The sequence below is a fragment of the Serratia sp. (in: enterobacteria) genome, from assembly GCF_051654945.1.
Classification (GTDB): domain Bacteria; phylum Pseudomonadota; class Gammaproteobacteria; order Enterobacterales; family Enterobacteriaceae; genus Chania.
The window spans coordinates 36,572-49,018 of the sequence record NZ_JBOFZA010000023.1; the positions used below are offsets into that span (position 1 = coordinate 36,572).

Consider the following 12,447-nt stretch of genomic DNA (forward strand, 5'->3'; position numbering starts at 1 on the left):
TGGACGCGTCTGCACACCCCATCAATCCACCTGATACTGCACGATCAACTGCCCTTTCTTCATTTTGACCGCGGTTATTAACACCTTGCCTATCTCCGCCAGTGAGCGCACATGGGTACCACCGCAACCATAAGCGGGGAGATCGCCAAACCCGACCTGACGCACGCCTTGCTGTTCCTGTTGCCTACGCGGCAAATCGGCGGCGATCAAGTCTGTCAGCCGTTGTTGCAAATATCCCTGTTCCAGCTCTGTTGTCTGTGCACCTGGAGCAAAGGTAATTCGCCCTTCCCCTGGCCAGTGGTGCGCCTTGACCGGTTGCCAGCCCTGGTTTTCCCCTAGCCAGCCAATCAGATGCCCGGCCGAATGCCAACGGGCATGTAGCTGACGTTGCTCACCGTCGATCTTCAGCGTAACCGGGCCACAGGGCAAGGGATGCGTCAGATAATGGAGCAGTTGATCGCCCTGCGCGGCAACGCGTGATACCGCAACGCCTGCGATCGTGCCGCTATCGCTCGGCTGCCCGCCGCCCTGTGGGTGAAACAACGTGGCATCCAACTGCACCGCGTGGCTACCATCCTCTTGCGCCGTACAGGCCAACACTCGAGCCTCGAGCTGCACATCATCGTGATAATAATAAAGTCGTTCGGTCATGGGCTTCCTCCTGGTTAACGCCGTTATTATATTCGTGCCATAATCGGCTGATAATCCGTCTTCAATACAATGGACTTTTGCGCCATGAGCACAAATCTCTCCACAGCGCTGCTGATTGAAATGGCCGTATTTGTTCAGGTAGTGGAAAGCGGCAGCTTCTCCGCCGCCGCCCGCCAACTGGGCAGTTCCCCTTCAGCCACCAGCCGCAGCGTTGCCAGGCTGGAACAGGCGCTGAACGTACGGCTATTACATCGCACTACCCGCAAGCTGCGCCTGAGTGAACCCGGCGAGGCCGTTTTTCAGCGCTGTCGCAATATGCTGGATGCCGCCAACGCCGTGATGACGATCGGTAGCCAGGGAAACGCAGAACCGGAAGGGGTGATTAGCGTCAGCGTACCCAAGGCCGTCGGGCACTTTGTCCTGCACCCTCACATGCCGGAATTCTTGCGCCGTTATCCACGGGTGGATGTTCATCTGCGGCTGGAAGACCGTTACATGGATTTGATCGACGATCGGGTCGATCTGGCACTGCGTATCACCGATCGTCCATCGCCGGGCCTGATCGGCCGCCCGTTGATGACCATCAAACATTTGTTATGCGCCACTCCGCATTACCTGGCCCAGCAAGGCACTCTGCGTCATCCGCGAGATCTGACAGAGCATAGCTGTATTTATTTAGGGGAGACACCCAGCGACGCGCGCTGGCGTTTTCGCCGTAACGGCAAGACGGTTTCGGTCAATGTTCGGGGACGCTATGCAGCCAACCACACCGGGGTTCGGCTAGACGCGGTAAAACAGCATATCGGCATCGGTAGCCTGCCCTATTTTACCGCCCGTCAGGCGCTGGCCAGCGGTGAGATTGTGCAGGTGTTACCAGAGTGGGATTTTCTCAGCAGCTACCATGGCGATTTGTGGCTGCTGTATGCTCCAACTCAGCATATGCCGGCCAAGCTGCGGGTGTTGATCGATTATCTGGTGGCCAGTTTGGGACAGGAACCCGCCCTAAAGCGCCTTACGCAGGGTGATGTTGATACGGTGTGATCCCACCAGCGAATGGTACCCCTCCTTCACCGGCATGATGCCGTGAAAACACAGCCGCGAAGGGCCGCCCCACACCACCACGTCCCCGTGGGCCAGCGGAATGCGCCGCGCTCTGTCGCTGCGTTGCATGCCACCGAACTGAAAAACGGCCGGTAGCCCCAGTGATACCGAAACGATGGGTGCCGTAAAGTCATGCTCGTCTTTATCTTGATGCAGCGAAAGCTTGCTGCCCGGATCGTAGCGGTTGATCAGGCAGGAATCTGGTACATAATGACCGAACCCGGCCTGCAAGGCGGCTTCATCGGCCAATGCCATCAGGATCGCCGGAATGTCTGGCCAGCGCTTGCCGGTACCGGGATCGCGCTGCGAATAACGGTAGCCATTGCTGTCGCTGTTCCAGCCGTTGCCGCACCAGCTCATCGCTACCGACATGGTAAAACCACCCGGCGTAGTCATGTGCCGCCAGGGAACCTGCGCAACCACGCTATTGACCGCCGCCAGTAATTCCGGCCCGTGTTGCTGAACAAAGCCATGCAGCACCACGGCCCCTGGCGCAATCTCCTCACGCCAGGGCGGCGGCAGCGCATCTTCAAACAGATCGATTGTCATCGCCTCAAGCCTGTATAAATACCCAGTAATAATTCTAACCGCTTGGTTGTACTTGTCCATCCCTACATATACCCTATGGATTTCAAGTTGTAGCTAGGCGACAAACTTGCCCATCCCCAGGAGCTTACTTTTAGTAAGTGACTGGGGTGACAAATCATGTCGGGAACAGATTTGAACGCTGTACACAGCGGCCCCGAAGGGGTGAGGCCCACGGATGGGCCGAATAACCAAGTGCAGGTAACAACGCTACAGCTTGAAAGACGACGGGTATAAATCGTTGTTACTGCCGGAAAATCTCTCTACAGTAACTTCAGGAAATTCATTAATCATCAGGAACGCTCGTGATCAAGGGCATCATACTTTCCGTCGTCGCTTCCCTGCTGTTCGGCGTGATGTACTACTACACCTCAATGCTTACCCCACTCGACGGTGAAGAAATCTATGGCTGGCGCACTCTGCTAACCCTGCCATTTCTGACGCTGTTTATGCTGTTTTCCGGCGACTGGGCACGGGTGAAGGAGATGCTGCACTGGCTACGGCAGCGCCCGCAACGCGTGCTGTTATTGCTGCTGACCACCTCAATTCTGGGCGTCCAGCTGTGGCTATTTTTGTGGGCACCGCTACACGGCATGGCGTTGGATGTCTCACTCGGCTATTTTCTGCTGCCGCTGACCATGGTGCTGGCTGGACGGGTCTTCTTCCGCGATCGTTTATCCCTGCTGCAAAAACTGGCAGCCTTGTGTGCGCTGGTTGGCGTGGGTAACGAGCTGATCCTGGTGGGTGGGGTTTCCTGGTCAACGCTGGTGGTCGCCATCGGTTACCCGATCTACTTTATTCTGCGCCGCCGCTTGGGCACCGATCATCTGGGCGGGCTATGGTGTGAGCTGACGCTGATGCTGCCGGTCGCTGCGCTGTTTGCGCTTGGTGGCGCAGAACCGTTGGCTGCGCTGGCGGCCAAGCCACTGCTGTATTTGCAGATCCCATTGTTGGGCATTATCAGTGCGCTGGCGCTGGTGTGCTATATCCTGGCCAGCCGCCTGCTCCCTTTCAGCCTGTTTGGCCTGCTGAGCTATGTGGAGCCGGTGTTGCTGGTTATCGTTGCACTGCTGTTGGGTGAAACCATTAACACCAACCAATGGTTGACCTATATCCCAATCTGGCTGGCGGTCATGCTGCTGATGCTGGAGGGCGCGCGCCATCTGTTACGAAGAAGGGGTTAATTCTTTGATTTTAAAAATTAATTAACGTCGTTACGGCGTCACCTTGCTGCCAGAAACGCCCGCTAAAGCGGTGGCCTGCGTGGCAAAGTGGCGTCAGCGTTGTTAGCAACTCCAGTTCAAAGGTCTGCGCCTGCATATCCACCCCGGTGATCCGTGCATCCAGAAAATCAAAATAGCAGCGCACCTGCGGGTAAAGCGCCTTGAACAGGCTTTCCTTGGCGGAAAATACCAGCGTCAATAACAGATTGAAAGACTGTGGCCGTTGGCGCAACCACTGGCACTCCTCCTCACTGACGATACCGGTCCACAACTCTTCTGCACGCGCTAAAGGGATCTGCGTTTCCACATCAATGCCCACGCCTCCTGCCCCACTCTCCGGCTTAGCGGCACACAACGCCGTATCAACATTGTGACTGATCGCCCCGGCAATTCCCGCAGGCCAAAGCGGTTCACGTTTCTCCCCACGCAATAAGTCGAAATCATGATGTCCTAACCCTGCCAGCACCCAGCGCGCCAGATAGCGCCCGGCCAGATATTCCGCCTTACGTTTGGCTACCGCTGAAGCAAGGTGATCAGGCAAACCGATACCAATGGCAGAAAACAGATCGTCGTGATAATCCGCGACGGAGAAGTGACATTGCGCGATCTGGCCAGCAAAGCCGTCAACCGGCAGCAATTCAGCATTGAGAATAAAAGAAGAGAGCACGTTTCATCCGTGATAAGGGGTCCGTTGAGACAGTATATACCGCGCAGTTGGCCGGGGCGAAACGGTTCGCCCCGGCAGCACCGTTATTGCAGGACGTCCTTCATGGTTTTTTCAAAGTCGCTCCAGGCACAGAAGCCGTCTTTATCTACCGGACAACCCTCCAGCGCCATAGTGACACGCTGCGGTGGGTTGTTCAGCGTCAGCGGTTCGGCATTACGCAACTGCTCGGTCGATTGGTAGACATATTCAATCTTCAACAGGTCGCGATCGCCCTTGCCGTCATGCCAACGCTGGAACACCAGCTTGCCGCCGATCGGGGTTTTCTCGTACTGCTTCGGCAGTTCGTATGGCTTGAACTTCATTGCGGAAAGCAGAGAGGCGATGTTGGAATCATGCCCCACCAGCACGGTCAGCTTCGGCGAATCCGCCTTGCGCTCGCTAATCAACGCCGAGTTGATGTAGGTCAGCAGCGGCTTGGCCACGTTCTGGGCGACAACCGACGAGGTGAACAGCGAATCCTGATAGCCATCTTTCAGCTTGGCCAACTGCTGCCACTGGTGCGGGGTGACGATCTTGCCCCAGGCCACGTCTTTCATCGGGAAGCCTTCGTAATATTGCAACATAAAGGCATCCACCAGCGAGTTACCCACCTTCAGCGGGCCAGAAACCCCTGGTTCTTTCCCCGGTACCGCGCTCATTTTGCTCGGTTCGGCAGCCAGATTGCACTGCTTGTCGGTCTTGCAGGCCGCAGAGTCTTTGTAATCGATGATCTGCTCTAGCTGTTTGTAGGAGGCATCCAGCTTCAACGACGCCAACTCGGCGTTCATGGCGCTCAACGCCTGCTGGTTAAAGGTTTCGCTGGTATCGGTGATAATCGGGTTAAAGGTGGGATCCATCTCACCCATTTTATCCTGATGATGCACGCTGATATCACAGCCCGGGAACGCGCCGTTGGTGAAGAACTGCGCGGTGGCTACGGTGCGTTGCAGGCTGTTGGCATACACATAGACGCTGTCACCCGTTGGGCAGCCTTCCTGCGGCAAAATACCGGCCTGCTTGAGCCACGCATTGAAATAGTGGCCCATATACACTTCCAGCACGCCACCCTTGGTGGTCAGCAAGCCACCTGGCGTATCCCACTGCGGCCAGGCTTTTGGCGTGGACTGGGCCAGCACGCTACCGTTGTTCGCCAGTGGCGCACGCAGGTTGTGGCGGCTCATCACCAGCACCTGTTCCAGTTGATAACCGTCGTTCTCAGCCAAGGCGACACCGCTGAACAGCAAAGGCAGGCAAAGTAATAACGTTTTTTTTCTCATCCGCAGAGGTCCCTAAATATGATTATTTTGAATAGGTTAACGTTGGATTTGTATAATGACGGCGTTTTACAGGAAAGTGTGTGACGGGTGTCACGGGGGAAGGGATTGCAACAGCGGCCACCCTTGGGTGGCCGCTGGTTAGCTTAGTACCACAGGCTAAGAATCGGCCAGCCGATCAACAGCAATGCCGCGATATACACTATGCCAAGGATACCGCCAAGACGCCAGTAGTCCTTCGACTTCACGTAACCACAGCCGTAGATGATCACCCCTGGGCCGGTCGCATACGGAGTCAATACCCCCATGATACCGATAGACAACACCAGCAGGATGGAAAGGTGTTCCATCGGCACGCCCGGCAAGCCTTTACCTACCGCCAGGATCATCGGCAGCATGGTCGCGGTGTGTGCCGACAGGCTGGCAAACAGGTAATGGGCATAATAAAACACCAGCACCAGCAGCACGACCGTCATCTTCGGTGAGAAACCGTCCAGATGGGTGCTCATGGTAGTGGCAAACCAGTCGATAAAACCGGAACGGCTCAGGCCGCTGGCCATCACCACCAAGGTTGCCAGGTTAACCAGGGTATTCCAGGCGCTGGAGTATTTGGTAATGTCTTTCCAACTGACCACGTGCAGAGCCAGCATCAGCGATACTGCCAGCAAACAGACCGTTGTCGCATCGAGGATCTTACCGCCGAACACCCACAGGCACAGGCTGAGTAATACCAGTCCGATCAGGGTATATTCTTTGCGGGTCAGTTTACCCATCTCTCCCAGTGCCGTACTGGCCCAGCCAGCCACTTCGTTACTGTGCGTAACGCCTGGCTTATACAGGTAGTAGGAGATCAACGGCGCAACGATCAGCAGCAACAACCCAACCGGCAGGAAGGCCAGGAACCATTGCATCCAGGTGATGTTGATCCCGGCAATCTTGTTGACGAATTCGATACCCAACACGTTGGGTGCAGCGCCGGTCACAAACATGGAGGAGCTGATGCTGGTACCTACCACCATCATCCACATCAGATAACCCCCGATACGGCGTGAAGAAGGATCGTTCGGGAAGGAATCAAACAGCGGCGGCAGGTTCTTCACCACCGGGAACACCGTGCCCCCGGTACGTGCAGTGTTAGATGGGGTAAACGGCGCTAACATGATATCGATGATCACCACCGCATAGCCCAGCGTCAGCGTGCGTTTGCCCATGAATTTCACCAGGAACAGCGCGATACGTCGCCCTAACCCGGTGGCCTCATAGCCCAGCGCGAAGATAAAGGCACCAAATACCAGCCAGACGGTGGTACTCGAGAACCCGGCCAGCCCCCACTTGAGCGCCTCTTTACCGGCCTTAAAACTTGGGTTAGCCAGCTCTTCGGCGCCAAACAGCACCCAGTTGGAACTGAGCACGCTGACGGTCACGGCGATAAAGCTGATCGCCGTGGCCGGGATCGGCTCCAGGATCATGCCGACAATCATCGCGACAAAGATGGCAAAGTAGCGCCAGGCTTGCGGTGGCATGCCCTCCGGCGTGGGTATCATTAACAGGACGGCAAGCACCACCAGCGGGGCGATCGCTTTCCAGATTTTCTCTTTGGTTTCGGACATGGACACTTCTCCTGAAGGCTTCGTAATTTTTTTAAGCCCCTGTCTGCGCCAACAGCCAGGTGACTATCAATAAATCGGCGCTACCGCCGGGGCTGAGATTGCGGGCAATGCACGCAACGTCGAACTGTCGCAAACGAGCAATTCCTTGTGTGGTACCTGCCCCTCCCTGTGCCAATAGCTGACTGGCTTCGTGTTGTAACCAGCGCAGCCCTTTGATGCCGCCCCGCGAGGCGACGTTGGTATCATCGTTATGCGCCATCAGCCACAGCAGGCTGTCCATCAGCGCGACCTGTTCGCCACCACCTTCGGCGATCCTTTGGCGATACAGCGGCAGCGCACCGTCGATCACCAACCGAAAGCCAGACTCGGCCTCGCCACGGGCACCGCTCAGGCCAAACTCGGTAAACAGCCGTTGTCCGGCGGTCTGGCCCGCGTTGTTGCGTTGCAGTTCCCGGCTGACCAACCCACGGCACATCTGAGCCACTTCGCGACACAGGCTTTGGGCGTCGATCGGCCGTTGTTGCTGCTGTAAACGCCCAAAGGCACAGCACAACAATCCCAATGAAAACACGCTGCCTTTATGGGTGTTGATGCCGCCGGTGGCGCGAAACATCTGTGCCTCGCAGGCCATCCCCACCGGGCGCAGGCGTGCAAGCTGCTGCTCTGCGGGTAAAGCGGCGTCAACCCTGCCCTGGCGGATAAAATAGGGCAGCCACCGACCAATCGCCCGCGAGCTGCGGTAGAAGTGACCCGGATCCATGTCACGATGTGCGCCATTGTTGTGACGATCGACCAACCCCGGTTTCGGGGTCAGATTGACCTCCACCAACATTGCCCGGTAGGCATCACGGGCAAAACGTTGGCCGAGCGAAGGAGTCGCTACCGCCAACTGCCAATCAGGCTGGAATTGCATCGTCGAGCATCCTTTCCATGGCATTGAGCAGTTGTTCGGTGCTGTGGCTTTGCTGACGGCCACAGATTTTGGCTGGCTGGTCACACAGCAGGCAGCGGCGCTCAGGCAGGCCAAGATCGCGCCGCGACAGGATCTGCCCTTGTGGAGTCAGCACATCGATATCCCACAGCCGACCAATCGGTTGCTGGATCTCCAACTGGATGGTGGCCTCTTTCACCGCGCGGGCATCGGCTTGCAGCGCCAGATAGCCCTCGCAGCCGGTAGCAAGCGCCAAAGTTTTCTGTTGCAAACACAGCCAACCTTGCTGGCGATACATCTGCTGCAACGCCTGCCTGCCCAGATTGAACACGCGCCGCGTCATGGGGCTGTCTTTCACCGCCCCCGGTACCACCAGCGTGAGTACCACCAACGTGGCAGAGGGATGGCGCGCCAGCCACGCCTGTTGCCGTGCCTGCCGGCATTCACGGCTGGAAAGCAGTTCGGGCAAACTTACGGCATGGCTGGTGGCCAATTCGGGGGAGATGTAAGCCATGAGGTTACTCCGCTACCTGATGTACAACGTCAATCACTGAACCGTCGCGATAGCGCACTACGGCCACCACGTTGTCGGTAAAGGCGATCGGTTTTGGCTCACCGGTCAACACCAGCGCGCGTTCACGCAGCCATTCGATAGTGACGACCTGTAATCCGGCATCACGCAAGCGCTGAGCCAGCTCTGGGCGGGCCGGGTTAACGGCAATTCCGTGGTCGGTCACCAGAATGTCGATGCTGGAGCCCGGCGTAACACAGGTGGTGACCTGCTCAACCAGCGTAGGAATACGGCCACGCACCAACGGCGCGACGATAATCGCCAGCCGTGCCGCAGCAGCGGTATCGCAGTGGCCGCCGGATGCGCCACGGATCACCCCGTCGGAGCCGGTCAGGACGTTGACGTTAAAGCCGGTGTCGATTTCCAGTGCGCTCAGTACCACCACGTCCAGGCGGTCAACCGACGCGCCCTTGGAGCTGAAGTTGGCGTACTGGTTGGCGCTGATCTCGATATGATTTGGGTTACGAGCCAGTGACATGGCCGCCGCGCGGTCAAAACTCTGCACGTCCAGCAGTTTGCCGATCAGGCCTTTCTCATGCAGATCCACCATAGTGGAGGTGATGCCGCCCAGCGCAAAACCGGCGCGGACGCCACGGGCACGCATCTTGTCTTCCAGGAAGCGGGTTACCGCCAGCGAAGCGCCGCCGGTGCCGGTCTGTAAGGAGAACCCTTCGGTAAAGTAACCGGAATCGACGATCACCTCGGCAGCACGGCGGGCAATCAGCAGCTCGCGCGGGTTGGAGGTCATTCGCGTCGCATCGGCCCCGATCTTGTCCGCATCCCCTACTCGTTCCAGTTGCACGATCAGATCGACCTGATCCTGTGCCAGGCTGGCAGGATGATGCGGATAAGGCACGATCGCTTCGGTCAGCAGCACCACGCTACGGGCCGCCGCTGCGTCCACCTTGGCGTAACCCAGCGAACCGCAGCAGGCGTCGCCGGTGTAGCCATTGGCGTTGCCGAACTCATCACAGGTTGGTACCCCGAGGAAGGCAACGTCGATCTGCAACTCACCCGACTCGACCAGGTTGACGCGGCCACCATGCGAGTGAACCTGCACCGGCTCTTTCAGCAGGCCACGCGAAATGGCATCCGCCAATGGCCCACGCAGGCCGGAGGTGTAAATACGGCTCACCACCCCGTTGCGAATATGGCCGACCAGCGGCGCATGGCAATCGGTCAACGAGCTGGAGGCCAGCGTCAGGTTGCGGAACCCCATCTTCGCCAGCACCTCCATCACCTGGTTAAGTGCCAGATCGCCACCACGGAAGGCGTGATGGAAAGAGATGGTCATGCCATCCTGCAAACCACTGCGGCGGATCGCCACTTCCAGCGATTCACAGCGTTTGAGGTCGCGCGGTTTGCGCGCTTGCAAATTGGCCTTGGAGGCTTCCTGATAAAGCCGCATCTCGGCGTGATTGTTCAAGGTCATCAGGCGTTGTTGGCGTTTCATCATGCTTCCTCGCTGTGGTTCGGTTCTTCACGCACGCCGGAAAGCGCTGCGCGTTGCAGTACCAGGCGGGCCCGTTCAATCACCGGGCTATCCACCATCTTGCCGTTCAGCGAAACTACGCCGCGCCCTTCTTTTTCCGCCGCCTCTGCCGCATCGACTACCCGCTGGGCATGCGCCACTTCTTTGGCGGTTGGCGCATACAGGTTGTGCAGCAATTCAATCTGGCGTGGGTTGATCAGGGATTTGCCGTCAAAGCCCAGCTGTTTGATCAGCGCCGCTTCCTGTAGGAAACCGGCTTCGTTATTGGCATCGGAATAGACGGTATCGAATGCCTGGATCCCGGCGGCACGGGCAGCCTGCAACAGTGAGCAACGGGCAAACAGCAGTTCGATGCCTTCCGGCGAGCGCTCGGTACGCAGGTTGCGCACATAGTCTTCGGCACCCAGCGCAATCCCGATCAATCTTGGGGAAGCCTGCGCAATCGCCACCGCGTTGGTGATACCCTGCGCGGACTCGATCGCCGCCAGCAGGCCAGTGCTGCCGACCGGGCGACCACAGGCACGTTCGATGGCGGCGATTTCACGCTCCATATCCACCACATCCTGCGCAGTATCGGTTTTTGGCAGACGGACGATATCCGCGCCGCCACGCACTACCGCTTGCAGATCCGCCAGACCATAGGCCGAATCCAGCGCATTGACGCGCACGATGGTTTCCACTTCCTGATACAACGGGTGTTGCAGCGCGTGATACACCAGGCGACGAGCCGCGTCTTTCTCACGCAGGATCACCGAGTCTTCCAGATCGAACATCAGCGCGTCGGCCTGATAGATAAAGGCGTTGCTGACCATGGCGGCATTAGCCCCCGGCACGAATAGCATGCTGCGGCGCATGCGGTGTTTATTCAGCGTTTTCACAACGTTCCCCCCAAGGCAGTGCGGCGGTTTCACTGGCACGCATCAATGCGGTTTCCAGCCGGGCGCGCAGCACACAGTCCAATGCGCCTTTATCGTCGACAATCACCTGCACCGGCGGCACGTTGTAGTGCTGTAACACCTGCAACAGGGTGTGGCGGATGGCATCTCCAAACTGCTTTTCCACGCTGCTGGCAATCAGCAGGTCGTGCTCCGGGCCTTCTGCTGGCGCGATACGGACCATGACATCGCTGGATTCCAGCGTGCCGGCCATTGCTTCTCGGATTATTTTCATGATTCACCTGATTGTGCGGACTCAAATTCTTGCGGTACTGGCTTGGCCCGGCGCTTTGCCTGGATATCCTGCAGGTAGTAAAGCGTGTCTTTCGGCACCAAAGGGGCGGCAGCGTGGAAGTCTCCTGCGGCCAGCAGCTTGCGTACCCAGGAGGCCGAGATCGCCGTGCCCTGGTACTGCAAACGCTCAATCTCCACCAGATCGATCGGTGGGCTAGGCAGCGCTGGGGTTTCCAGCCAGTAACGCATGTCGCGGTTGTATTTCGCCGTTACGGCGCAGAACGGTTCGTTGCCGACGAATCGATGCGTGATACCCAACGCAGGCGCCAGATACTGGCGGAAGATTTTCAGATCGATTTCGGTGTAACAGTCGTCGGCAATCCCCTGTTCCTTGATGAAGTAGCAAGGGAAGGTGGCACGGGAGATGACGTATTGTGATCCCTCATGCACCGTCAGATTGGTGATCCCCTCAGTACCCTTCAGCACCAGATCGCGGCGATCTTCATACGGGAAGCGCGAGGTATTTTCTTTCACCAGGAACAGGTGCAGCCAGTCACAGCGGGCGGCGGCTTCCCGCACCAGATATTGGTGGCCACGGGTAAAGGGGTTGGCGTTCATCACTACGCTGCCAATAACGTTGCCCGGCTGGCGTTGGCCAGCCAACTGCGCGGCGTAACGCTTCAGGCGGCACGGGCTGTTTTCCATCAACACCACGATGCCCGGCACGCTGGCAATCGGGTAGAAACCACATTGACGGAACAGCGCCTCATTCTGCACTTTGGTGTAGATAAACAACTGGGTGTGATGACGCTCATAGGCCAGATTCACCAGCTCGGTCGCCAATGATAGTGCCAAGCCTTCGCCACGCATTTGCGGGCTGATGGCCACGCACTTGATAATATTTTCGGCGATACCTCCGCAGGCAACCAATTGTTCGCCCTGGGTCACGGTGATAAAAACTTCGACCGTGGTATCAATATTCAGATCGTTACTGCGCAAAAAAGCGTTAATAGCCGCTATATTTTTATGATCCGATCTTTTTACCCGATTAAATACGGTATCGCCCAACATGTCAGTCTCTCTAAAATAACTTATCAATAACATTTGAAATACAAAATCCCATCAGCATTAACA

The 12,447-nt window shown here is 57.5% G+C and carries 13 protein-coding genes; 2 read left to right on the forward strand and 11 right to left on the reverse strand.

Annotation, left to right across the window (positions count from 1 at the left end; genetic code table 11):
* Positions 1 to 21: 21 nt before the first annotated feature.
* On the reverse strand, positions 22 to 651 hold the full coding sequence (locus tag ACRDCA_RS00605; RefSeq protein ID WP_438687837.1) for an alanyl-tRNA editing protein: 630 nt from the start codon (positions 649 to 651) through the stop codon (positions 22 to 24).
* 84 nt (positions 652 to 735) lie between these two features.
* On the opposite strand from ACRDCA_RS00605, the gene ACRDCA_RS00610 reads away from it, so the two are divergent.
* On the forward strand, positions 736 to 1,692 hold the full coding sequence (locus ACRDCA_RS00610; RefSeq protein WP_438687838.1) for a LysR family transcriptional regulator: 957 nt from the start codon (positions 736 to 738) through the stop codon (positions 1,690 to 1,692).
* On the opposite strand, the gene alkB is transcribed toward ACRDCA_RS00610, so the two are convergent.
* The gene (gene alkB, locus ACRDCA_RS00615; RefSeq protein WP_438687839.1) at positions 1,654 to 2,301 is read right to left on the reverse strand and encodes a DNA oxidative demethylase AlkB; all 648 of its coding nucleotides are present in this window, start codon (positions 2,299 to 2,301) and stop codon (positions 1,654 to 1,656) included. The two genes, ACRDCA_RS00610 and alkB, sit on opposite strands and share 39 nt — an antisense overlap.
* Positions 2,302 to 2,642: 341 nt before the next feature.
* Here alkB and rarD point away from each other — a divergent pair, with 341 nt between their 5' ends.
* Entirely contained in the window at positions 2,643 to 3,521 is an 879-nt protein-coding gene (rarD, locus tag ACRDCA_RS00620) for an EamA family transporter RarD (protein WP_438687840.1), read from the forward strand.
* A 10-nt stretch (positions 3,522 to 3,531) separates the two neighbouring features.
* Here the strand turns inward: rarD and ACRDCA_RS00625 are convergent, their stop codons facing one another.
* The 9 genes from ACRDCA_RS00625 to citC all read right to left on the reverse strand — a co-directional run bounded on the left by ACRDCA_RS00625 (position 3,532) and on the right by citC (position 12,384).
* Positions 3,532 to 4,227, reverse strand: a complete 696-nt coding sequence (locus ACRDCA_RS00625; protein ID WP_438687841.1) for a 4'-phosphopantetheinyl transferase family protein — start codon at positions 4,225 to 4,227, stop codon at positions 3,532 to 3,534.
* Between the two features lie 83 nt (positions 4,228 to 4,310).
* Positions 4,311 to 5,543, reverse strand: a complete 1,233-nt coding sequence (gene agp / locus ACRDCA_RS00630; RefSeq protein WP_438687842.1) for a bifunctional glucose-1-phosphatase/inositol phosphatase — start codon at positions 5,541 to 5,543, stop codon at positions 4,311 to 4,313.
* 143 nt (positions 5,544 to 5,686) lie between these two features.
* On the reverse strand, positions 5,687 to 7,150 hold the full coding sequence (locus tag ACRDCA_RS00635) for an anion permease (RefSeq protein WP_438687843.1): 1,464 nt from the start codon (positions 7,148 to 7,150) through the stop codon (positions 5,687 to 5,689).
* 31 nt (positions 7,151 to 7,181) lie between these two features.
* A complete protein-coding gene (citG, locus tag ACRDCA_RS00640) occupies positions 7,182 to 8,063 on the reverse strand; it encodes a triphosphoribosyl-dephospho-CoA synthase CitG (protein ID WP_438687844.1) in 882 nt (293 codons plus the stop codon).
* On the reverse strand, positions 8,047 to 8,595 hold the full coding sequence (gene citX / locus ACRDCA_RS00645) for a citrate lyase holo-[acyl-carrier protein] synthase (RefSeq protein ID WP_438687845.1): 549 nt from the start codon (positions 8,593 to 8,595) through the stop codon (positions 8,047 to 8,049). The genes citG and citX overlap by 17 nt, the downstream gene beginning before the upstream one ends.
* Positions 8,596 to 8,599: 4 nt before the next feature.
* Positions 8,600 to 10,105 carry a citrate lyase subunit alpha gene (citF, locus tag ACRDCA_RS00650; RefSeq protein ID WP_025122987.1) on the reverse strand — a complete coding sequence of 502 codons (1,506 nt, stop codon included), beginning with the start codon at positions 10,103 to 10,105 and terminating at the stop codon, positions 8,600 to 8,602.
* Positions 10,105 to 10,998 (reverse strand): citrate (pro-3S)-lyase subunit beta, encoded by an 894-nt coding sequence (citE, locus tag ACRDCA_RS00655; RefSeq protein WP_115650749.1) that lies wholly within the window; start codon positions 10,996 to 10,998, stop codon positions 10,105 to 10,107. Before citE ends, citF begins: the two co-directional genes overlap by 1 nt.
* Before the next feature lie 7 nt (positions 10,999 to 11,005).
* The gene (citD, locus tag ACRDCA_RS00660; RefSeq protein WP_438687846.1) at positions 11,006 to 11,314 is read right to left on the reverse strand and encodes a citrate lyase acyl carrier protein; all 309 of its coding nucleotides are present in this window, start codon (positions 11,312 to 11,314) and stop codon (positions 11,006 to 11,008) included.
* Positions 11,311 to 12,384 (reverse strand): [citrate (pro-3S)-lyase] ligase, encoded by a 1,074-nt coding sequence (citC, locus tag ACRDCA_RS00665; RefSeq protein ID WP_438687847.1) that lies wholly within the window; start codon positions 12,382 to 12,384, stop codon positions 11,311 to 11,313. The genes citD and citC overlap by 4 nt, the downstream gene beginning before the upstream one ends.
* Between the last annotated feature and the right edge of the window lie 63 nt (positions 12,385 to 12,447).